The organism is Clostridia bacterium, assembly GCA_017405765.1.
Classification (GTDB): domain Bacteria; phylum Bacillota; class Clostridia; order Oscillospirales; family RGIG577; genus RGIG577.
This window is the reverse complement of record JAFQZS010000051.1, coordinates 23,919-44,654: the sequence shown is the minus strand read 5'-3', so window position 1 is coordinate 44,654 and position 20,736 is coordinate 23,919. Positions and strand designations below refer to the sequence as shown.

Genomic DNA, 20,736 nt, shown 5'->3' with positions numbered 1-20,736 from the left:
GTATGTTATATAACGAGGGGCTGGTCGTATCGCTTGACGGCGATTACGCCGGAGTGAAAATAGTAAGAGAAGGCGCATGCGGCCACGACTGCAGCAAATGCGTAGGCTGCGGCGGAGGCGAAACGACGATAATCGCACGAAACGACGCTCGCGCCTCCGTAGGCGATTTCGTCGCGCTCGAGGGCGACGGTATAATCGTGCGGCGCGCGTTTATCGTGTATATGCTGCCGATACTACTTTTCTTTGCGGGATATGCGATAGGATATTATCTTTTGGGCATGGGCGAGGGCTTATGCGCCCTTTTAGGACTTGTATTGGCCGCAGTAGAAGTGATAATAACGATGCGTTACAGCAAAAAGCAGAAAGAGAAGGGCAATATCCCCGTTATAACCCACGTGCTTTAAAACCGCGTGAACGCGAAGAAATTCTCTTTTACGTAAATCGAAAGCGTATCAAGGCTTTCCCCGCGCACTTTTGCAGCGTGATAATATACGTCAATGATCGCCGAAGGCTCGTACTGCCACGGCGATTTTTCGCATTTTCTCGCCCAGGCGAAGCAGTCCGCGCCGTCCGTTTCAATAAGTATGCGCTCGCGCGGAAGAAAGCGCGCAAGCTCGTCCGCTTCGTCCGAAAAGCCGACGTCAGGCCCCAACGAGAAGTAACAGCCCAAGTCGAGATACTTTTTCGCCATGGGGATATCGCCGTGGAACCAATGTATGCATACGTTCTTTACTCCAAAGGCCTTTATCATTTCGAGACATTCCGCCTCGCGTCCTACGGTATGTACGCTTACGGGACGGTCGTATTTTTCTGAAAGCGCGAGAAGCGTTTCAAACACTTCTTTCTGATACGGCTCCGACTCTTTCGGGGCCCATTTGCCGCAAAGGCCTATCTCTCCTATTATCCTCGCCTGACTTACGTATTTTTCAAATTCATCGGCGCGGTCGTGATAAAGATGCGCGCGCCACGGATGTATCCCAAAGGCGGCTGCGGCGTTATCAGAGCTATTTTCTATCTTGGCCGCCTCAAGATAAGTGGGCATATCCATAGCCATCATAAGAAGGCCGATCTTTTCGTTTGAGCCGCCGTTTAAAAGCACATGCATATTTTCATATGGGCCGTAGTTCTCTATGTGATTGTGTACGTCGAAATAATCGCAGGAATGCATAAAGCGCCTCCTTTGGGCTATAGTTTGCAAAAGTATTTGACAGTATCCTCGCTGTTTATACAGGACAGCGCATCGGAAAAATACAACCTTCGCTCAAGCGAGGAGTCGTATATATCAAGAAGCGGCACGAGCACGAATTTGCGCCCGAGCATTCGCGGATGGGGCAGAATAAGCTCCTCATCAAGAGATATAACGTCGTCGTAAAGAAGCATGTCTATGTCTATCACGCGCGGAGCGTTTTTATAAGGACGCTCGCGCCCCATTTCGCTTTCTGTTTCCAAAACCAAATGAAGCAGCCTGCGGGGAGACAAAAGCGTAGATACCTTTACGCAGCAGTTAAGATAATCATCGCACGGGCCGCAGTCCACGGGAGAGGTCTCATAAACATTCGATACGCTTTCTACGCGCGTTGACTCAAGCGCGCCAAGCTTTGCGACGGCAGTCTTAAGATTTGCCGTGCGGTCGCCTATATTTGAACCGAGCGAAAGATAGACCGTGCTTCTCTTTAACGAGGCGCTTACGCCTACCGCACAAAGCTCGGCGTCTATCGGCGCGCTTTCCTTGCAAATGCGTGCGCGCATTTTTACTATGCTGGGGAAGCGGCACATTATCTCTTTCAGAGCATTTTTTAAAAATACCTCTAAAAGATCGCACCTCGAATCTCTTACAAGGCCTTCAAGTGAGGAAACGAGCTTTGTATAATCTACGCTCGTCTCAATATCGTCACAAAGACGCTCGTCGTCTATGTCGGCCTGAGCCCAGATAAGAAAATTCTGGCCGTTCTTTTTTTCAAAGTCATATACGCCTATGTGTCCGAAGACTTTGAGCCTGTCTATAAATATCGTAAACATTGGCATACCTCATATATCAAGCTTTGCGCACATTTTAAATACTTTTTTTGCATGAGAAACATCATGCACCCTTATCATGTCAATTTCGTCGCGCAATGCGGCCGCTATTGTTATGGTGTTGCCGATATTAAGGCTTTGTTCATCTGCGCCTATGGTGTTTTTAATATACGATTTGTTCGACGCGCCGAGCAATATCGGTATTTTCAGCGTTTTAAGCTCGTACAGATTGCGTAAGACGTCGAAATTCTGCTCAGTGGTCTTTCCGAAGCCTATGCCCGGATCGAATATGATGTTTTCGGGCGGAAAGCCAAGATACGAAAGGTCCGAAAGGGCCATTTCGAAAAACTCGAGAACATCGTTTACTATATTTATCTCCTCGTCGATATCGGCGGGTGCGTGCGTTATTACAAGGCGCGCGCCGTATTCCTTTGCAAGCGCCGCCATTTCGGGGTTCACCCTGCCGCTTACGTCGTTTATTATCGACGCACCCAAAGACAGCGCATCGCGCGCAACTTCGGGTTTTGTTGTGTCTATCGATACCAAAGCGCCCAGCGCGCATACGCGCTTTACGACCTCTGTTGTACGTTTGAGTTCCTCCGACGCCGATACGGGCGTAGATCCCGGACGTGTCGATTCGCCGCCTATATCTATTATGTCGGCTCCGTCGAGTATGAGCTTTTCGGCATGGCGCACGGCGGAGTCTAAAGAATAGTGCTTACCGCCGTCGTAAAACGAATCGGGCGTCACATTTAAAATGCCCATTAAAACAGGCATTTTTCTTTCTTCCATCTCCATTTTAAGCCTCCTTCATAATAAGAGAAAGAGCCTCGCTTCTCGTGCGTGCGTCGCTTCGCAAAGTGCCGCGAAGCGCGCTTGTAACCGTTTTGCTGCCGGGTTTTCTTATTCCGCGCATAGTCATGCAAAGATGCTCTGCCTCAACGACTACGGCAACGCCGCGCGCATCTACGGCCTCAACGATAATGTCTGCGATCTGTTTTGTAAGCCGTTCCTGAAGCTGGGGCCTTTTTGATACGTCGTCAACTATGCGGGCGATCTTGGAAAGCCCCAGCACCTTGCCGTCGCGCGGCAGATATGCCACGCTGGCCGTGCCGACAAAGGGCAGCAGGTGATGCTCGCACATCGAGTAAAGCGGTATATCCTTGACGACGATGAGCTCGTCGTAATTTTCGTTTTCAAAAACTTTAAAATGCTTTGTTATATCGCATTCAATGCCAGCGAATATTTCTTCATACATGTTGGCAACGCGCTTCGGCGTCTCCAGTAAGCCCTCGCGGTCGGGGTCTTCGCCGATTGCGATAAGTATCTCTCGTACTGCGTTTTCTATACGCTGTTTATCCATGAAAAAACGCCTCGATTCTTTTGTTTTTCGTTTTCTTAGATTATACGTTAATCCTTTTTTTGTGTCAATTTTTTTGTATGAGCATAATTCGACGCTTGGTTTAATAGACATAGTATATCATTTTAAGAAAGACTCAAAAAAGGACGCGGGGTGACGCTATGAGCAGCAAAAGAGAAAGCGGGTATGAAAGATACGAAAGCAGACGCCGCCAAAGAACGGAAGGCATGCGTACATATGAACGGGGTGCGGGCAGTATGCGCAAAGATGAAGAAAAAGCACCAATGTCGTTTGCCAAAAAAACTGCCGTACGATTTTTTGTTTGCGTCATTATTTTTCTTTTGGCGCTTGCTTTAAAAAATGCGCACGATCCGGCGGCGGAGCGACTGCGTGAAACGATATCGGATACGCTGGGGGCAACGACGACGGCTGAGGATGTTGAAGTTTTTGCTTCGGGAGTATCCTCGCGTATAGGCGAGATAGCGGGAACGACGGTAGCTGTGTTTTCCGGACGTGAGGGCGCCGTAAGCGAAGAAAAATCTGATCATGATACCCAAAGCGAAGAAAAGTCTGTGCCCAAAGGATCGTACGATACGCCAAAAGAGGAAGAGGCGTATGACGGGGAGATGAGCGTTTCCGACTACGCGGTAAATCTTTCGTCAAGGAAGTATACGGAAATGATAGAACCGTTAAGCGATGTCGAGCTTTTCGGAGCGGCAACGGAAGCTTATGACTGCGATACGGGGGAGGCGCGTGAGGAGCTGCCGTCAAACGTCTGCAACGACAATCTTATACTGCCCATAAAGCTGATAATTCCCGTTGACAGGCACGTTACGTCAAAATTCGGTCCGCGAATAAACCCTGTTACGAAAAAAGAATCGTTTCATTACGGCGTTGATTTGGGCGCGCCGGAAGGGTATGCAGTGCTTGCACCGGCAGACGGGGTTGTAGCCAAGGTATCCGAAAGCGAGGCATACGGAATAAACATGATAATACATCACGATCACGGTATAGGCACTTTTTACGGTCATTTAAGCGAGGTGCTCGTATCGGAGGGTGAGAGCGTCAGCGCAGGGCAGACAGTGGCGCGCGTGGGCTCTACGGGGTGGTCAACGGGACCTCACCTTCACTTTGAGCTTCACAAGGATATGATGATACTTAATCCCGAAAATTATTTTGAGTTCATCTATGACTGACAAAAGGAGACGTAAAAAATGACAAAGAGAATAAAAACGGCTCTGGGAGCGTGCCTTACATTCGGTCGTGTGCAGCTGCAGTTGTCTGCGATAGCGCTTTTTTTACTGCTTTTTGTAGGCGGAAACGCTATAGTTTTCTTTTCGCTCATATCGGCTGCGGCGCTTCATGAAGCGGGGCATTTGACTGTTATAAAACTTTTGGGCTTTAAGGTGGACAAGGTAAGCGTTACTGCGCTGGGCGCGGCCATTCACAGAAAGGGACTCACGGGATTTCGCCATGACATATTTATCGCCGCCGCAGGGCCGCTTTTCAGCGCTGCGGCGTTTGCCGTTTCGTATGCATTTTACGCTTCGGGAAGCGAGAGCCGGTTTTTATCTCTTTTTTGCGGTTTAAATTTAATATTATGCCTTTTAAATCTCGTACCTGCATGGCCGCTCGACGGAGGGGTCATGCTTTTGTCGGCGCTTTATCAGAGATACGATGAAAAACATGCGCGTTTCCTTGCGTTCTATATTTCTCTTTCGGCGTCGCTTACGCTTTTTGTTTTGGGAGGCATATTGCTTTATCATACGGGGTACAACATTTCGCTCATTCTTATATCACTGTTTTTATTATATGGCGTGAGCCGATTTGAAGAGCTTGTATAACGGCCGCGATTATTATATAATAACTTTAATAAACTTTTCATTGGAGAGGCAAAATGATCGATAAAAAGCTGCGCCGCATACTGCTAAGAGTGCAAAAGCCGGCGCGTTATATAGGAAACGAGCTCGGAAGCGTGCATAAGGATCCAAGCGGAGTTGACGTGCGCTTTGCTTTCTGCTTTCCCGACTGCTACGAGGTAGGCATGTCGCATCTCGGAATAAAGATACTTTACTCGCTTTTGAACGATATGGAGGGCGTGTCCTGCGAGCGCGTGTTCGCTCCGTGGACCGATATGATAGCCGAAATGAAAAAAGAGGGAATACCGCTTTTTTCCATGGAAAGCAGAACGCCCGTATCGGAGTTTGATATTATAGGCTTTACGCTTCAATATGAGATGTCGTATTCAAATATCGTGATGATGCTGAAGCTTTCGGGCATACCCGTGCTTTCAAGCGAGCGCACGAAGGACGACCCCATAGTTTGCGCGGGCGGGCCGTGCGCATATAATATGGAGCCTATAGCCGACTTTTTCGATTTCGCCATGATGGGCGAGGGCGAGGAGATAATGGGCGAAATGATAGCGGCTTACAGGGAGTACAAGCATTCCGACATGACGAAGGAGGAATATCTTCGGCGCATATCGCATATCGAGGGCGTGTACGTTCCCTCGCTCTACGACGTAAGATATAACGAAGACAAAACGGTTAAGGCCGTTAGCCCTAAATTTCCCGACGTGCCGAAAACTGTAAAGAAGCGCATAATCGAAGATTTTGACAAGGTATATACGCCGAGAAGCGTAATAGTGCCGAACATAAAAATAGTACACGACCGTGTGAACATGGAGGTGTTCCGCGGCTGTCTTCGCGGCTGCCGCTTTTGCCAGGCGGGCATGATATACCGCCCCGTGAGAGAAAAAAGCGTAGATACGCTTATGGAGCTTGCGCGCGATCTCATTGCGCAGAGCGGCTATGAGGAGATATCGCTAGCCTCGCTTTCAACGAGCGATTATTCGCACATAGACGAGCTTCTTGACAGGATGCTCGAATGGTCGAAGGAGAACAAGATAAACTTTGCCATTCCGTCGCAGCGCGCCGACCAGTTCACGAAGGAGTTCCTTGATAAAACGACGGCCGTAAGAACGAGCGGCATCACGTTCGCCCCCGAAGCGGGAAGCCAGAGGCTCAGAGACGTTATAAACAAGAACATCTCAGAGGAGCAGATACTTAACGCCTGCCGCATCGCCCTTACGGGAAACAATACGACTATAAAGCTTTACTTCATGTCGGGGCTGCCTACGGAGACAATAGAAGATATAGACGGCATAGGAAAGCTTGCCTTCGCCGTACTTGCGCTCGGTGCGAAAAAAGGGGACAAGCCCAAAAAGTCGATAATGATAAACGTGAGTGTTTCGGCGTTCGTGCCGAAGCCGTTTACACCGTTTCAGTGGATGGCGCAGGACACGCGCGAAAAAATGCGCGAAAAGCACGTACACCTTAAATCCTCCGTAAAATCGAGAAAGATACATATAAGCTACAGCGACGATGAGACGAGCCATCTCGAAGCGGTGTTTGCGCGCGGCGACAGGCGGCTTTCGCGCGTTATTCTTCGCGCCGTCGAAAAGGGGTGTATGTTCGACAGTTGGGGAGAGTGCTTCGACTTTGAAAAATGGATGGAAGCGTTTGAAGAATGCGGCATCGACCCCGCATTCTACGCCAACCGCAAAAGAAGCTATGATGAGGTTCTGCCGTGGGATCATATAGACGTGGGCGTTTCAAAGCGCTTTCTCATGCGTGAAAACGAGCTTTCAAAGCTTGGGAAAACAAGCACGAACTGCCGCGACGGCTGCGCGGGCTGCGGCATAAAACAGGCGTTTGGAGGTGAGCTTTGTGGGACCGGTAAGACTGACGTTTAAAAAGACAGACGAGGCCGTATTCATCTCGCATCTTGACATATCGCGCCTTTTCGTGCGCGCGCTCAATCGCGCGGGGATAAAGGTGAAATACACACAGGGCTTTAATCCTCACGCTTATATAGTGTTCGGAGTCCCGCTTTCGTTAGGATATGAAAGCGTGTGCGAGCGCGTCGATTTCGAGGTGCTGTCGGGTGAGAGCGCCGACGAGATAATAAGGCGTTTGAATCTCGCCATGCCCGGCGGGATCGAGATAACGGACTGCCGCGCGCCGGTAAAGAAGTTTAAAGAGATAGGCTTTGCGCGCTGGGAGATAACAGCCGAGAAAGCCTCGCCTCTTACGGAGGACGAGCTTTCTAAGATAAGGACGCTTCTTTTGTCGAACAGCCTTATGATAACAAAGGAGACGAAGCGCACCGTAAGCGAGGTAGACTTAATGGAGAAGTCGCGCGGATTTTCGGTAATAAGACAGGACGAAAACTCCGTGCGTATTGAGACGGCGCTTTCGAGCCGTCCCGAGGACGTTTTAAACCCCGAATATGTTATTCGCGCCGTAAGCGAGCGGCTTAATATTGAATTTAGCGACGTTTTTTACAGAAGAATAGAGTTTTTAGATGAAAATATTGAGATTTTTCGCTGAAAAATCTAAAAAACACTTGCTTTTTTTTAATGTGCATGGTATTATTCTATGGTATATTGCGCTTATTGTGAAAGCGGCGCAATTTTAAGAAAACGGATGGTCCTCTGGGCGGGTGATGCGGCCCATGAACATCTATGAAAGAAGGGAGGACTTTTCAATGGATTATCTTCAGACTTTGACTCAGGATCAGATACGCACGGATATTCCCGAGTATTCCATCGGTGATACCTTAAAGATCTATGTAAAGATCAAGGAAGGCTCGCGCGAGCGTATCCAGATGTTCGAGGGCATACTCATCGCAGAACGTCACGGCGGCATTCAGAAGACTATCACCGTGAGACGTATATCGTACGGCATCGGCGTTGAGCGTACTTTCCCCGTAAATTCGCCTAACATAGCGAAAATAGAAGTATCCAGAAAAGGCCGCGTAAGACGCGCTAAGCTGTTTTATCTGCGTGACAGAGTCGGTAAAGCGGCAAAGGTTAAGGAAAAGCTTTAAGAAAAAGGGGACTTTTACGAGTCCCTTTTTTGCTTTTTATAAGCAAAAAAGAATTTGCTCCATATTTTTTCAAAGAGGTGCAAACATGGATATGAATAAACAGACCGATCCGCAATCTAGGGCGGACGAAGATAAGGAAGAAAGAAAAGGCCGCCCCTACGCCGAGGCGCTCGACTGGACAGAGGCGCTCGTATTCTCGCTCGTCGTTATTATTCTCGTATTCTCCTTCTTCGTAAGAATAATAACGGTTGACGGCCAGTCGATGGAGCGCACGCTTCACACGAGCGACAAGGTCGTGCTTACCACGATAGGATACGAGCCCGAATACGGAGATATCGTAGTCGTCAATATGCCGAACTGGACAGACAGACCTTTCATAAAGCGCATTATCGCAACTGGCGGACAGAGCGTGGATATAGATTTTTCATCCGGAAGAGTAATAGTTGACGGACAGATGCTAAACGAGCCGTATATAAATGATATAATCCGCGAAGACGTATACCAGCAGCTGGATTTCCCGCTAGTCGTGCCTGAGGGCACGGTGTTTGTGATGGGCGACAACAGAAACGCCTCCACCGACAGCAGAAGCGCCCTTGTAGGATGCGTTGATAAAAGATATGTCATGGGCAAGGCGCAGTTTAGGATATTCCCGCTCAATTCTTTGGGAAGCATATATAAGAATATGGACTGGTAAAGAACAGGAAGTTAAGATATGTCACAGATACAGTGGTTTCCCGGACATATGGCAAAAACGCGCAGGCTCATAGCCGAAAATTTAAAGCTCTGCGATATCGTCGTGGAGATACGCGATGCGCGCATACCCATATCGTCTAAAAATCCGATGATAGACGAGCTTTTAAAAGATAAGCCGAGGCTTGTGCTATTAAATAAAAGCGATATATCGGATAAGCGCATAAATGAGCAGTGGATAGAGCATTATAAGGATCTTGGTGTGCACGCCATGCTTTTTTCTGCGATCACGCCGCAGGGGAACAAGGAGACGCTGGCAAGGATACGCCTTATTCTTAAGGATAAGCTCGAACGACAGCGCGCGCGCGGCATAGTGAACCGCCCCATAAAGATAATGGTGGCGGGCATACCCAATGTGGGAAAGAGCGCGTTCATAAACTGCATTTCGGGGCGAAAGGCCATGAAGGTGGAGAACAGGCCGGGAGTCACTCGCGACAAACAGTGGATAAGGCTTTCGGGCGGCTTTGAGCTTCTCGACACGCCCGGCATACTCTGGCCGAAGTTCGAAGACGAAAAGGTAGGCCAAAGACTTGCCTTCTGCGGCTCAATAAAGGATGAGATAACCGATACCGTTTATCTTGCCGCAGAGCTTGCCGATTTTTTAAGAAAGAATTATATAAGCGAGCTTTCGCAGCGATACGGCATACCTCGGGATGAGCTTGCCGGCGCAGAAAAGTATGAGGCTTTTTCGCAAATAGGAAAGAAGAGGGGCTTTCTTTCGGGAGGCGGAGAAATTGACGAGGAGCGTACCGCCAAAATGATACTTGACGAATTCAGAAGCGCAAAAATCGGAAAAATATCGTTGGAAAAGCCGGGTGACTATATATGAGCGGCAAAAGATTCGACATGACGGCGTTCGAAAGAGAAGCCGAAAGCGCAGGTTACGGCGTCGTCGCCGGTACGGACGAGGCCGGACGCGGCCCGCTTGCGGGACCGGTAGTAGCGGCTGCCGTTATACTGCCGAAAGAGCCCATTGAGGGAATAAACGACTCGAAGAAGCTCTCCGAAAAGAAGCGCGAAGCGCTTTACGACGTTATCATGGCGCGCGCCGTTTCCGTAGGAGTGGGTTACGCCGACGAGCGTGAGATAGACGAGATAAATATACTGAACGCGGCGATGCGCGCCATGGCGCGCGCCGTTGACGATTTAAATGTCAGGCCGGATTTTGTGCTTATAGACGGAAACACCTCGCGCTTTATGGAAATACCGCACAGATGCATAGTAAAGGGCGATCAAAAAAGCGCCTCCGTTGCCGCGGCGTCGATAATCGCGAAGGTCACGCGTGACAGGCTTATGGCCGAATACGCGAAGAAGTATCCCGAATACGGCTTTGAAAAGCACAAGGGATATCCCACTCGCGAGCATACGGAGCTTATTAAAAAATACGGCCCCTGCAAAATACACAGAAAGACTTTTTTAAAAAAGATATTACCTTAAAAAGAGGTGTTTGATTTTGGACGATATAAAACGCGGAAGACACGGTGAGGAATTGGCCGTTAAGTTTTTATACGATCAAGGCTACGACGTGATAACGGTAAATTACCGCACGCGGGAAGGCGAGATAGACATAATCGCAAATGACGATACGTATCTTTGCTTTGTGGAGGTAAAGAGCCGCATCGGCACGCCCTTCGGCACGCCTGCCGAGGCCGTGACGACGGAAAAGCAAAAGAGGCTCATTAAAGCAGCCAAGCGCTTCATATACGATAACAAGCCTCCGCTTCAGCCGCGATTCGACGTTATAGAGTTGTTCGCGGACAGGGAACGCGGCGACTCCACACGCTGGCAGATAACTCACATAAAGAACGCATTCGGAGAGACGGAAGAATGATACGCTATTTCGACGCGCACTGTGATACGATAACGCGCACCGCCGACGCGGGCCTTTCAATGTACGAAAACGATATGCACATCTCGTTTTCAAAGCTTGAACGCTTTAAGAATTACGCGGGCATTTTTGCCATATGGCAGGACGACACAAAAACGCCCGCCGAGGCTTATAACGATTTTTTTAAGTATTACGATTATTTTACGGGCGAAGTTGAAAAAAGAAAGGATATCGTTGCTTTCTGTAGGGAACGCGCCGATTACGAAAATGCCGTAAAGGAAGGCAAGATCGCGGCCTTTTTATCGATAGAGGGTGGGCTTCCCTTAAACGGCCGCTTGGACAATCTCGATAAGTTTTACAAGATGGGCGTGCGCCTTATGACGCTCACGTGGAACCGCTACAACGGCATTGCAGACGGAATAACCGAGGAAACAGGGCGAGGCCTTACCGACTTTGGGCGCGAAGTTGTAGCTCATATGGGAAAGCTGAATATGCTCATCGACGTGTCGCATCTTTCGGTCCGCGGCTTTTACGATGTTATGGAGGCGCACAAAGGTATTGTTGTCGCCTCGCATTCAAACTCGATAAAGGAATGCAGCCACAGACGGAACCTTACCGACGAGCAGTTTCTTATGCTCAAAGACTCGGGCGGCGGCTCGGGCATAAATCTTTACGCCGATTTTATAAGCGACAGACAGACGGCGCACATATCCGACGTCGTACGCCATATCGAGCACTTTATGGCTCTGGGCGGCGAGGACAGCCTCTTTATAGGGGCGGATTTTGACGGGATAGAGCGCACGGTCAAGGGACTTTCGGACGTTGTACATATTGAAAACCTTTATGAGGAGCTTTTGAAGCTCAATTATAAAGAAAGGACCGTACAAAAGCTGTTTTATGATAATTTGGAAAGAATAATGCTCACCGTGCTTTAAACGCGCGGGGAAATTGGAGGTCAGAAATGAAATACATAAGCACGCGCGACACGTCTATAAACTTTTCGGCCGCACAGGCGATGAAACAGGGCCTTTCAAAAGAGGGCGGACTTTTCGTGCCCGAAAGTATAGTGCCGTTTGAGAAGGGCGAGCTGTCCGCGCTTTCGGGCAAGCCTTATCGCGAGGCGGCCTTCGCCGTAATGAGAAAATATCTCACCGATTTTTCAGACGAGGAGCTTTTCGACTGCATCGACTCCGCATACAGCGAAAAGCGTTGGGAGGCTTCGGAGATAACGCCTATCGTGGGACTTTCGGACAACGCGTATATTCTTGAGCTTTTCCACGGCCCCACCTGCGCGTTCAAGGACGTTGCGCTTCAGATACTGCCTAAGTTTTTAACGTATTCGATAAAGAAAACCGGCGAGGACAAGACCGTCGTGATACTCGTTGCAACTTCCGGCGACACGGGAAAGGCGGCGCTTGAGGGCTTTGCCGACGTCGAGGGCACTCGCATAGCCGTATTCTATCCGGATGACGGCGTAAGCGATATGCAGAAGCTTCAGATGGTGACTCAAAGCGGCGAAAACGTAAATGTGGGCGCCGTAATAGGAAACTTTGACGACGCTCAAAACGGCGTTAAAAAGATATTTACAGACAAGGCGTTCTCAGAAAAGATCGCAGGACGCGGTTTTATGCTCTCCTCCGCGAATTCGATAAACTGGGGCAGACTTCTTCCTCAGATAGTGTATTACGTATACGCTTATGCGCGCCTTATTTCAATAGGCAGAATAAATGCCGGAGACAAGATAAACATATGCGTGCCCACGGGCAACTTCGGAAACATACTTGCCGCTTATTACGCTATGAAAATGGGCGTGCCCGTAAACCGCCTTATATGCGCGTCAAATGAGAACAACGTGCTTACGGATTTCATAAACACAGGCGTTTACGACAAGAACCGCACGTTCCACACTACGATATCGCCGTCGATGGATATACTCATCTCATCTAACCTCGAACGTCTTTTGTTCGACCTTTCGGGCGGCGACGAAAAGCTCATATCCTCTTATATGAAGGCGCTTTCGGAGAGCGGAAAATATGAGGTGACGGACGAAATGAAAGTACAGATTGCACATCTGTTCTCAGCAGGCTTTACGGACGATAACGGCACAAAAGCCACGATACGCCGCGTATTTGAAGAAAAGGGATATTTATGCGATACGCACACGGGCGTAGCCGTGACGGTGTATGAGGATCACGTAAAGAAAACGGGCGACAAAACGCCCACAGTGATAGCTTCGACCGCAAGCCCCTATAAATTCGCAAAGAGCGTGCTTGAGGCGCTGGACGTAGATATTTCGGGCAAAAACGACTTTGAGCTTCTCGATATGTTAAGTGAAAAGAGCAGCGTAAAGGTCCCCGATGCACTGGGACTTTTAAAAACAAAGCCGGTGCGCTTCAATGCGAAAATAAAGAGAGAAGATATGGAAAGCTTCGTTGACGATTATCTTAAATAAACATGTATGCGGGGCGCGTATCCCGCGTCCCGCATATTAAATATGCTCAGCCCTTTTTAAAGGTTGCGCATATGGTGTCGGCCTTGGCCTTTGCCGAATGGGGGCCTACGTCTATACTGCCTGCGCAGCAGCAGTTTGACTCTGAGCAGTTGTATGCGCAGTTGTCTACCGTGCAGGTGATGCCTTCGATAACTTCCTTGTTAATGTTTACGTTTTTCACGCATCTTCACCTCCGAGGATATTATCGTCTGAAAACATGTGCAATATTCACCGGCAGCACTGCGCGGAAAACTTAATTTTGATCATACAGGTGATGGAATGGCAATTTTTGCAATAGGGGATACTCACCTCTCGTTCGGAACGGATAAGCCTATGGATGTGTTCGGCGGACGCTGGAGCGATTACGAAAGAAAGCTTAAGGAAAACTGGGAAAAGGCAGTAGGCAAGGATGACAGCGTTATAATGGTGGGCGACATTTCGTGGGCCATGAATTACGACGAGCTTAAGGCTGATTTTGAGTTTCTTGACGCGCTGCCCGGAAAGAAGTATATAGTTAAGGGGAACCATGATTTTTGGTTCGACACAATGAAGAAAAACCGTGATTTCACAGCGCGCTGCGGCTTTGGATCAATAGATTTCATAAATCACAGCTGTGTTGTGATAGAAGACACGGCAGTCTGCGGCACGAGAGGGTGGTTTGCACCCGAGCAGCAAAATACGCCACATGACCAAAAGATCTTTGCGCGCGAAATGATGCGTCTCAGGGCCGCGCTTGAAGCGGCGAAGAATACGGGTAAAACGGATATTGTTGCGGCGATACATTATCCTCCTCTTTACAGAACGTATGAATGCCCCGATATAATGAATATGCTCACAGAGTACGGCGTTTCGACCTGCGTATACGGACACATTCATTCAAGCGCGGTAAAAAATTCAATAGAAGGCACGTTTTTCGGAGTGGAATATATGCTTGTTTCGGCAGATACTATGGATTTTGTGCCGAAAAGGATACGATAGAGGCGCTTTTGTTAAATAAATAATAATATTCGGCAAGAACATTTGACAACACGGATCAAATGTATTATATTTAGATAATGCAGGTAAAGTCAATTTGAGGAAGGATGTATTAAAATGACACTTAATAAAGTGGAGAGAAACGGCAATACCGTTGAGATGGAATTTGCGATAGACCGCGCTGAATTTGATAAGGCGATCGAAAAGTCTTATCGTAAAAACGTGGGCAAAATATATGTGCCCGGCTTCAGAAAGGGTAAAGCTCCCCGCAGGATGATCGAAAAAATGTACGGAGAAGGCGTGTTTTATGAGGACGCTATAAACTTCGTTTATCCCGATATGTATGACGATGCGGTAAAGGAAGCAAAGATCGAGCCTGTTGATCAGCCCGAGGCAGACGTTGTCGATGTAGGCGAGGCAGGCCTTGTAATGAAGGCGACGGTTACCGTAAAGCCGGAAGTAAAAATCGGCGACTACAAGGGTTTAAAACTTAACCGTGCGGTATATACTGTTACCGAAGAGGAAATCGATGAGGAAGTTAAAAAGCTTGCCGAGCAGAATTCCCGCCTTGTGACCGTAGAGGACAGAGGCATAAAGAAGGGCGATACGGCCGTTATTGATTTTGAGGGCTTTATAGACGGAAAGTCGTTTGCAGGCGGCGCCGCAAAGAGCTTCTCTCTTGAGATAGGCTCAGACATGTTCATTCCCGGCTTTGAGGATCAGATGATAGACCATAAAACGGGCGAGGAATTCGATGTTACCGTTACCTTCCCCGAAGATTATCATATGAAGGACTTTGCCGGCAAGGAAGCTGTATTCAAGGTTAAGATAAATGAGATAAAAGAAAAAATAGTTCCCGAAATAGACGACGATTTTGCACAGGAAGTAAGCGAGCATGACACGATTGCCGAGGTTCGACAGGAGCTTAAGGAAAAGATGCTTGAAATGCGTGTGAGAACGGCAAATGATATGCTTGAGGGCGAGATAATCTCTCACCTTGTAGATACGCTTGAGGCGGACATACCCAGCGTTATGATAGCAAATGAGCTTCAGCAGGTACAAAAAGAGCAGGAGCAGCAGTTCATGGAGCAGGGCGTGACTATGGATCAGTATTTCCAGATGACGGGACAGGATCCGCAGGAGTTCGTTAAGCTTATGATGGATCAGGCGGAGCGCAGAGTAAAGAGCAGACTTGCCCTTGAAAAGGTGGCCGAGATCGAGAATATCGAGGTTTCCGACGCAGATCTCGATATGGAGATAAAGCGTATTGCGGAGCGCTTCGATATGGAGCCCGAGCAGATAAGAAACGTAGTGCCGCTTGATACCGTAAGAGAGGATCTGAAGACTCATCTTGCAGTTGAACATATAAAGGGACTTGCCGAGATAACCGAAATATCCGGCGAAGAGTATGAGAAGATGAAGCAGGAGGAATTTGAGGCAAAGCAGGCCGAGGAGGCTATGAAGAAGGCTGCCGAGGAATTAAAGGAAAAAGAGGCAACTGCCAAGGAGCCTGAAATAATCCACGTGACTGCTGACGACGAAACGACTTCTGAGGAGAACAAGTAAGTAAATATATTTACTTATAACCCTGTGTTTGATTTAAGTATTTAAAAACGGCAGTGGGTGACCGCTGCCGTTTTTTAAGAATTCTTATAAAGGGCGTTATTAACCCAAAGAAAGGAGTGCATGAAAATGCCTACAATGCCATATGTTGTTGAACAGACGCCGGGTGGCGGCGAGCGCGGATACGATATTTTTTCGAGACTTTTGAACGACAGAATAATATTTTTGTCGGAAGATGTAAACGATACTACCGCAAGCCTTATAGTGGCGCAGCTTTTATATCTTGAGGCGCAGGATCCCGATGCGGACATAAAGTTTTATATAAACAGTCCCGGCGGCTCCGTAACGGCGGGCTTTGCTATTTATGATACGATGCAGTATATAAAGTGCGACGTATCGACGATATGCATAGGAATGGCGGCCTCTATGGGCGCGTTCCTCTTGGCGGCAGGTGCGAAGGGCAAGCGTTTCGCGCTTCCCAACAGCGAGATAATGATACATCAGCCGATGGGCGGCGCAAGGGGTCAGGCTTCCGACATTAAGATACACGCTCAGCAGATATTAAAGATCCGCGACAGCTTAAATAAGATCTTGGCGGAGCGCACGGGTCAGCCTCTTGAAAAAATAGAGAACGACACCGACCGCGACAATTTCATGTCGGCCGAGGATGCGCTGAATTACGGGCTTATCGACAAAATTATTGAAAGACAGCAATGATCTGTATTGGTTCGGGATGTTTTTTCATCCCGAACCGTTTGTCTTGACGAAGGGAGAACCCGGATGGATAAGTTTTATAAAGACAGCGAAAAAAGATGCTCCTTCTGCGAAAAATCGCAGCGTGAGGTGCGCCACCTTATCGAGGGGCCGCACGGCTATATCTGTGACGAGTGCGTGGAGCTTTGCAGCGCGATAATTAAAAATGATCGTGATCCGATGAATAGAGCCGCATCTGCAAGCGACCTCTTCGCCTCGTCGTCTGCAAGGCTCAAACCAAAAGAGATAAAGGAGCGTCTGGACGATTACGTTATAGGTCAGGATGACGCCAAGGTGGCGCTGGCAGTAGCGGTGTACAATCATTACAAGAGATCCGTTTATAACAGCGAGCATGACGGTGACACCGATATACAAAAGAGCAATATTTTACTTATAGGCCCCACGGGAAGCGGAAAGACTTATCTTGCGCAGACGCTTGCGCGAGTTTTGAACATTCCGTTTGCCATTGCCGATGCAACGACTCTCACTCAGGCAGGATATGTGGGAGAGGACGTGGAAAACATCCTATTAAAGCTCATTCAGGCTGCCGATTACGATATAGAACGCGCCGAGCACGGCATTATATATATCGATGAGATAGACAAGATATCGAGAAAAAGCGAAAACGTATCGATAACGCGCGACGTATCGGGAGAAGGCGTACAGCAGGCGCTTTTAAAGATCCTTGAGGGTACCGTGGCCAATGTTCCGCCGCAGGGCGGACGAAAGCATCCGCAGCAGGAGTTCATACAGATAGATACTACTAATATACTCTTTATATGCGGCGGTGCATTTGGCGGGCTTGAGTCGATAATAAAGAAGCGCATCGGAAAAAGCCAAATGGGCTTCGGAGCTGACATAAAGAGCAAGGTCACAACAAATACTTACGACGCTTTAAAGCAGGTGACTACGAAGGATCTTATGAGATACGGCATAATCACGGAGCTTATAGGGCGCCTGCCGGTGCGCGTAGTGCTTCGCGACCTTGATCGCGCGGCGCTTATAAGCATATTGACCGAGCCGAAAAACGCGCTCACGAAGCAGTATAAAAAGCTGTTCGAGGTTGACGGAGTAACGCTTGATTTTGAACAGGAAGCCCTTGAGAAGGTAGCGGACATGGCGCTTGAGCGCGGTCTCGGAGCAAGAGGCCTTAGGTCGATACTTGAAGAATCAATGATGAAGCTCATGTATGAGATCCCGTCGCAGCCGGATGTAGAGACTCTTACCATAACTGAGGACTTTATAGAAGGAAAAGGCGAACCGCATATAACAAAGCGTGATACGGCTAAAGCAAAGCCAAAGCCGAGAAAGAAGACCGAGCAAAAAAAGAATACGGCCTCTTAATTTAAAAAGGCTTCTTCCGAGAAATTCGGAAGAAGCCTTTTTCTATGCCGTAGCTTCTTTTAATACCTTGCCTATGGAGTCGTGTATGCAGAGCGTCGCCATTCTGTCGCTCGGCGTCTCGCTCTTGTTTATGAGCACGAGATTTTTTCCTCTGAAATAATCTATAAGGCCGGCGGCGGGATATACGTTCAAAGAGGTGCCGCCGATTATAAGCGTGTCGGCGCGGCTTATGGCGTATATCGAATTGTCTATCGTGTTCGGATTCAGCGCTTCCTCATACAATACTACGTCGGGCTTTATAAGGCCGCCGCATGAGCATACAGGCAGAGGCGTGTTGTCGATTATAAATTTAAGTCCGTATGATTTGCCGCAATTTTGGCAGTAGTTTCTGTGTACGGAGCCGTGCAGTTCATATACGGTGCTGTTTCCTGCCTTCTGATGAAGCCCGTCTATATTCTGCGTAACGACGGCCAAAAGCCTGCCTTCTTTTTCAAGCAGGGCAAGCGCCTTGTGCGCGTCGTTCGGCTCGGCGTCGGGATAGAGCATGACTTCGCGGTAGAATTTATAAAACTCCTTTGTATGAGTTTCAAAAAACGTATGGCTGAGTATCGTTTCGGGCGGGTATCTGTACTCCATATTGAACACGCCCGACGCGGAGCGAAAATCGGGGATGCCGCTTTCGGTGGATACGCCAGCTCCGCCGAAGAATACTATGTTTTTGCTCTCTTTTAAAATTTTGCTGAGTTTACTGATTTTTTCGTCCATGATCAAACCTCCTTAATACATAAGTGCATCGCGGTAAATTATATGACCGGCCTTTACGGTGAGCTTAGGCACAAGCATCTTGTCGGCGTGTACCTCGCCGCCGAAAGCATCTGAAAAGGTAAGCTCGTGCGGCGTAACTTTTATGACCGCCAAGTCGCCCGGCGCACCGATATTTAACGTGCCTGCCTCGTTTGTTATTCCGTATACGCGCGCCGGGGTATAAGATACGGCGCGGATAACGTCCGAAAGCTCCATTCCCATGTTAAGAAAAAGCGACGCCTGATGGATAAGCGAGCCTATGCGTCTTTTATACTGAGTGGGCCGCACCATGTCTGTGCTGATGATGTCGGGAAGAAAGCCTTGTGATACGCCTTGTTTCGCACAGTTCAGCGTCATATTTACGACGGACGCAGCCGTATCGAATATTACGCCGCGCCGTCTTGCTTCCACGACTTCGGGAAGGACGCTTCCGTCGGGTGCAAATATAGTTGAGTCCCCGCGGAACATATGAGTGAACACATCGCCCTTTTCAAGACGCGAAAGTATATCGCCCACGGTTATACCGTCGTCCAGCGGCCCGAAATGGACAGTCGTGTTGCAAAGATAACCTTCACAGTTCAGCTCTTTTTGCATTTTCTTTATTTCATCCAAGGCCGAAAGACCGAAGCCGCAGGAAAGACCTCCGCCGGTGCGAAGCTTAAAGCCTATTATTCTGCTTTTATATTTTTTAAACAGTTCTCTTACACGTTCGTGCGTAACATACATGGGATCCTGTATCTCGCCGTAGGGAGCAGGCTGAACGCCGTACATAGAAGGCTCAAGCAGAGCTTTTATCGTGACTATGGAAAGCTCGGTCGTATTAAGGCACATATCCATGTTGTATATGCCGCCGCTGCCCGGGTCGATAACGGTAGTGACGCCACAAGGGGGACACATTACGTCGGCGCTTGCGCCGTACGGAAAATCGGCGGGGAATGCGTGCATATGCGCATCGATAAGGCCCGGAGTCACTATGCATCCGCTTGCGTCTACCTGCTCCGTGGCCTGGCCGTAATGCTCTTTCGGCTCGGCAAAAACTCCGTCTCTTATGTAAATATCGCCTTCTCGCATGGTATTTGTAATGGGATCGAATATCGTGCCGTTTTTTATTACTATATTCATGTTTACCCCCTTATTTTATTTTTTTATATAAGCGAGAGACGCCATTACGGGCGCGCCTCGCCGTCTCTTACTTCAATTATGAGCTCCGTTTCCGAAAGACGGGACAGCAGCATGCTTTCTAAGCGTTTCTGCGGGTTTTTCACTATCCATATGCTTGCCGCTTCCCAAATAGCGAAAGAACCTATTGTAGATATCACGGCAAGAAGGATTTTATTAAGCGATATGGCAAGAAGTATGCCCGCCGCAAGAAATATGACTCCGACAACAAGAAATTTGAGCTGTTTCGCTATATTTCTCTTATATTCCTTTTTCTTCTTTTGCTGCATTATCTGAATGTTTCGTGCAAATGCGGCAGTCACAGCGTCCTTGTTTACGGGAGTATCACTTATTATCCTAAGGGCAAGCCCGTCGCCGAAATGCTTTTCTTCAAATCGGTCTGTTATATATGATATAACATCGTCGCTTAATACAAGTCTGTCCTCATCAAAGCGGTTATAAAGTTCGTCCTCGGAGCGTATTCTAAGCTTTATTTCAAATCTGCCCATGAAAGCCTCCAAAAAAGCGTGTTAAATTTTAGTGATCATGCTGCAAGAAAAATGCTCGCTTGCAAGGGGATTTTTGCGCCGCGATCCAATAGAGCGCAGCATATGAAGTATGCCCGCGCATCGCGCCGAGCCCGTCTTCGCTTTTTATATATTATACCAACATTCAACAACAAGCACGCAAAGCCTTGGAACAAAAGCGTTTTGCCAGCTTATCACTAGCGGTTTTACTACCGATTTACTACTTTTAATTAACGGATTGCGCCCTGATATACAGCCTATAGTAGTTAACGTCGTA

General features: G+C 48.4%; 24 protein-coding genes. 16 read left to right on the top strand and 8 right to left on the bottom strand.

From position 1 onward, the window contains the following. The first annotated feature begins 2 nt into the window (after positions 1-2). The gene (locus IJG50_09575) at positions 3-404 is read left to right on the top strand and encodes a SoxR reducing system RseC family protein (GenBank protein ID MBQ3380090.1); all 402 of its coding nucleotides are present in this window, start codon (positions 3-5) and stop codon (positions 402-404) included. Here IJG50_09575 and IJG50_09570 read toward each other — a convergent pair. Genes IJG50_09570 through folE form a run of 4 tightly spaced genes read right to left on the bottom strand, consistent with a single transcriptional unit; the run spans position 401 to position 3,379 of the window. Then, entirely contained in the window at positions 401-1,168 is a 768-nt protein-coding gene (locus IJG50_09570) for a TatD family hydrolase (protein MBQ3380089.1), read from the bottom strand. The genes IJG50_09575 and IJG50_09570 overlap by 4 nt on opposite strands. A gap of 17 nt (positions 1,169-1,185) precedes the next feature. Continuing rightward, on the bottom strand, positions 1,186-2,019 hold the full coding sequence (gene folK, locus IJG50_09565) for a 2-amino-4-hydroxy-6-hydroxymethyldihydropteridine diphosphokinase (GenBank protein ID MBQ3380088.1): 834 nt from the start codon (positions 2,017-2,019) through the stop codon (positions 1,186-1,188). A 9-nt stretch (positions 2,020-2,028) separates the two neighbouring features. After that, positions 2,029-2,814, bottom strand: a complete 786-nt coding sequence (folP, locus tag IJG50_09560) for a dihydropteroate synthase (protein ID MBQ3380087.1) — start codon at positions 2,812-2,814, stop codon at positions 2,029-2,031. Between the two features lies 1 nt (position 2,815). Next, positions 2,816-3,379: a GTP cyclohydrolase I FolE gene (gene folE, locus IJG50_09555; protein ID MBQ3380086.1), complete on the bottom strand. Its 564-nt coding sequence runs from the start codon at positions 3,377-3,379 to the stop codon at positions 2,816-2,818. Positions 3,380-3,537: 158 nt separating this feature from the next. Between folE and IJG50_09550 the strand changes: the two genes are divergently transcribed. The 11 genes from IJG50_09550 (at position 3,538) to IJG50_09500 (ending at position 13,296) form a co-directional block, all read left to right on the top strand. After that, positions 3,538-4,572, top strand: coding sequence for a M23 family metallopeptidase (locus IJG50_09550; GenBank protein ID MBQ3380085.1), 1,035 nt, complete (start codon positions 3,538-3,540; stop codon positions 4,570-4,572). Between the two features lie 18 nt (positions 4,573-4,590). Beyond that, on the top strand, positions 4,591-5,220 hold the full coding sequence (locus tag IJG50_09545) for a M50 family metallopeptidase (protein MBQ3380084.1): 630 nt from the start codon (positions 4,591-4,593) through the stop codon (positions 5,218-5,220). Between the two features lie 53 nt (positions 5,221-5,273). Continuing rightward, on the top strand, positions 5,274-7,130 hold the full coding sequence (locus IJG50_09540; protein ID MBQ3380083.1) for a TIGR03960 family B12-binding radical SAM protein: 1,857 nt from the start codon (positions 5,274-5,276) through the stop codon (positions 7,128-7,130). Beyond that, entirely contained in the window at positions 7,105-7,767 is a 663-nt protein-coding gene (locus IJG50_09535) for a DUF2344 domain-containing protein (GenBank protein MBQ3380082.1), read from the top strand. Before IJG50_09540 ends, IJG50_09535 begins: the two co-directional genes overlap by 26 nt. A gap of 157 nt (positions 7,768-7,924) precedes the next feature. Beyond that, on the top strand, positions 7,925-8,266 hold the full coding sequence (rplS, locus tag IJG50_09530; GenBank protein MBQ3380081.1) for a 50S ribosomal protein L19: 342 nt from the start codon (positions 7,925-7,927) through the stop codon (positions 8,264-8,266). Between the two features lie 91 nt (positions 8,267-8,357). Next, a complete protein-coding gene (gene lepB / locus IJG50_09525) occupies positions 8,358-8,960 on the top strand; it encodes a signal peptidase I (GenBank protein ID MBQ3380080.1) in 603 nt (200 codons plus the stop codon). Positions 8,961-8,978: 18 nt separating this feature from the next. Beyond that, positions 8,979-9,845, top strand: a complete 867-nt coding sequence (gene ylqF / locus IJG50_09520; protein MBQ3380079.1) for a ribosome biogenesis GTPase YlqF — start codon at positions 8,979-8,981, stop codon at positions 9,843-9,845. Positions 9,846-9,862: 17 nt separating this feature from the next. Then, positions 9,863-10,453, top strand: coding sequence for a ribonuclease HII (locus IJG50_09515; protein MBQ3380078.1), 591 nt, complete (start codon positions 9,863-9,865; stop codon positions 10,451-10,453). Positions 10,454-10,469: 16 nt separating this feature from the next. Next, complete coding sequence (locus tag IJG50_09510; GenBank protein MBQ3380077.1) at positions 10,470-10,847, top strand: YraN family protein; 378 nt, start codon at positions 10,470-10,472, stop codon at positions 10,845-10,847. Next, positions 10,844-11,779, top strand: a complete 936-nt coding sequence (locus IJG50_09505) for a membrane dipeptidase (protein MBQ3380076.1) — start codon at positions 10,844-10,846, stop codon at positions 11,777-11,779. Before IJG50_09510 ends, IJG50_09505 begins: the two co-directional genes overlap by 4 nt. A 26-nt stretch (positions 11,780-11,805) precedes the next feature. Then, complete coding sequence (locus tag IJG50_09500; protein MBQ3380075.1) at positions 11,806-13,296, top strand: threonine synthase; 1,491 nt, start codon at positions 11,806-11,808, stop codon at positions 13,294-13,296. A gap of 46 nt (positions 13,297-13,342) precedes the next feature. On the opposite strand, the gene IJG50_09495 is transcribed toward IJG50_09500, so the two are convergent. Further along, positions 13,343-13,516 carry a DUF1540 domain-containing protein gene (locus tag IJG50_09495; GenBank protein ID MBQ3380074.1) on the bottom strand — a complete coding sequence of 58 codons (174 nt, stop codon included), beginning with the start codon at positions 13,514-13,516 and terminating at the stop codon, positions 13,343-13,345. A gap of 98 nt (positions 13,517-13,614) precedes the next feature. Here IJG50_09495 and IJG50_09490 point away from each other — a divergent pair, with 98 nt between their 5' ends. The 4 genes from IJG50_09490 (at position 13,615) to clpX (ending at position 17,970) form a co-directional block, all read left to right on the top strand. After that, a complete protein-coding gene (locus tag IJG50_09490; GenBank protein MBQ3380073.1) occupies positions 13,615-14,313 on the top strand; it encodes a metallophosphoesterase in 699 nt (232 codons plus the stop codon). Positions 14,314-14,427: 114 nt separating this feature from the next. Next, positions 14,428-15,876, top strand: coding sequence for a trigger factor (locus IJG50_09485; protein MBQ3380072.1), 1,449 nt, complete (start codon positions 14,428-14,430; stop codon positions 15,874-15,876). Between the two features lie 126 nt (positions 15,877-16,002). Beyond that, the gene (clpP, locus tag IJG50_09480; GenBank protein ID MBQ3380071.1) at positions 16,003-16,590 is read left to right on the top strand and encodes an ATP-dependent Clp endopeptidase proteolytic subunit ClpP; all 588 of its coding nucleotides are present in this window, start codon (positions 16,003-16,005) and stop codon (positions 16,588-16,590) included. A gap of 63 nt (positions 16,591-16,653) precedes the next feature. Further along, positions 16,654-17,970 (top strand): ATP-dependent Clp protease ATP-binding subunit ClpX, encoded by a 1,317-nt coding sequence (gene clpX / locus IJG50_09475; GenBank protein MBQ3380070.1) that lies wholly within the window; start codon positions 16,654-16,656, stop codon positions 17,968-17,970. Between the two features lie 42 nt (positions 17,971-18,012). On the opposite strand, the gene IJG50_09470 is transcribed toward clpX, so the two are convergent. From IJG50_09470 to IJG50_09460, 3 genes are read right to left on the bottom strand one after another with little or no spacing between them, the layout of a single operon-like run. Then, entirely contained in the window at positions 18,013-18,735 is a 723-nt protein-coding gene (locus IJG50_09470; GenBank protein ID MBQ3380069.1) for an NAD-dependent protein deacylase, read from the bottom strand. Positions 18,736-18,747: 12 nt separating this feature from the next. Then, positions 18,748-19,896: an amidohydrolase family protein gene (locus tag IJG50_09465; GenBank protein ID MBQ3380068.1), complete on the bottom strand. Its 1,149-nt coding sequence runs from the start codon at positions 19,894-19,896 to the stop codon at positions 18,748-18,750. A 44-nt stretch (positions 19,897-19,940) separates the two neighbouring features. Continuing rightward, complete coding sequence (locus IJG50_09460) at positions 19,941-20,441, bottom strand: hypothetical protein (protein MBQ3380067.1); 501 nt, start codon at positions 20,439-20,441, stop codon at positions 19,941-19,943. Positions 20,442-20,736: the final 295 nt, after the last annotated feature.

Excerpts from the sequence above, each read along its gene's own strand:
- IJG50_09575 (MBQ3380090.1), top strand. The coding sequence starts at position 3 with ATGTTATATAACGAGGGGCTGGTCGTATCGCTTGACGGCGATTACGCC.
- IJG50_09570 (MBQ3380089.1), bottom strand. The coding sequence starts at position 1,168 with ATGCATTCCTGCGATTATTTCGACGTACACAATCACATAGAGAACTAC.
- folK (MBQ3380088.1), bottom strand. The coding sequence starts at position 2,019 with ATGTTTACGATATTTATAGACAGGCTCAAAGTCTTCGGACACATAGGC.
- folP (MBQ3380087.1), bottom strand. The coding sequence starts at position 2,814 with ATGGAGATGGAAGAAAGAAAAATGCCTGTTTTAATGGGCATTTTAAAT.
- folE (MBQ3380086.1), bottom strand. The coding sequence starts at position 3,379 with ATGGATAAACAGCGTATAGAAAACGCAGTACGAGAGATACTTATCGCA.
- IJG50_09550 (MBQ3380085.1), top strand. The coding sequence starts at position 3,538 with ATGAGCAGCAAAAGAGAAAGCGGGTATGAAAGATACGAAAGCAGACGC.
- IJG50_09545 (MBQ3380084.1), top strand. The coding sequence starts at position 4,591 with ATGACAAAGAGAATAAAAACGGCTCTGGGAGCGTGCCTTACATTCGGT.
- IJG50_09540 (MBQ3380083.1), top strand. The coding sequence starts at position 5,274 with ATGATCGATAAAAAGCTGCGCCGCATACTGCTAAGAGTGCAAAAGCCG.
- rplS (MBQ3380081.1), top strand. The coding sequence starts at position 7,925 with ATGGATTATCTTCAGACTTTGACTCAGGATCAGATACGCACGGATATT.
- lepB (MBQ3380080.1), top strand. The coding sequence starts at position 8,358 with ATGAATAAACAGACCGATCCGCAATCTAGGGCGGACGAAGATAAGGAA.
- ylqF (MBQ3380079.1), top strand. The coding sequence starts at position 8,979 with ATGTCACAGATACAGTGGTTTCCCGGACATATGGCAAAAACGCGCAGG.
- IJG50_09515 (MBQ3380078.1), top strand. The coding sequence starts at position 9,863 with ATGACGGCGTTCGAAAGAGAAGCCGAAAGCGCAGGTTACGGCGTCGTC.
- IJG50_09505 (MBQ3380076.1), top strand. The coding sequence starts at position 10,844 with ATGATACGCTATTTCGACGCGCACTGTGATACGATAACGCGCACCGCC.
- IJG50_09500 (MBQ3380075.1), top strand. The coding sequence starts at position 11,806 with ATGAAATACATAAGCACGCGCGACACGTCTATAAACTTTTCGGCCGCA.
- IJG50_09490 (MBQ3380073.1), top strand. The coding sequence starts at position 13,615 with ATGGCAATTTTTGCAATAGGGGATACTCACCTCTCGTTCGGAACGGAT.
- IJG50_09485 (MBQ3380072.1), top strand. The coding sequence starts at position 14,428 with ATGACACTTAATAAAGTGGAGAGAAACGGCAATACCGTTGAGATGGAA.
- clpP (MBQ3380071.1), top strand. The coding sequence starts at position 16,003 with ATGCCTACAATGCCATATGTTGTTGAACAGACGCCGGGTGGCGGCGAG.
- clpX (MBQ3380070.1), top strand. The coding sequence starts at position 16,654 with ATGGATAAGTTTTATAAAGACAGCGAAAAAAGATGCTCCTTCTGCGAA.
- IJG50_09470 (MBQ3380069.1), bottom strand. The coding sequence starts at position 18,735 with ATGGACGAAAAAATCAGTAAACTCAGCAAAATTTTAAAAGAGAGCAAA.
- IJG50_09465 (MBQ3380068.1), bottom strand. The coding sequence starts at position 19,896 with ATGAATATAGTAATAAAAAACGGCACGATATTCGATCCCATTACAAAT.
- IJG50_09460 (MBQ3380067.1), bottom strand. The coding sequence starts at position 20,441 with ATGGGCAGATTTGAAATAAAGCTTAGAATACGCTCCGAGGACGAACTT.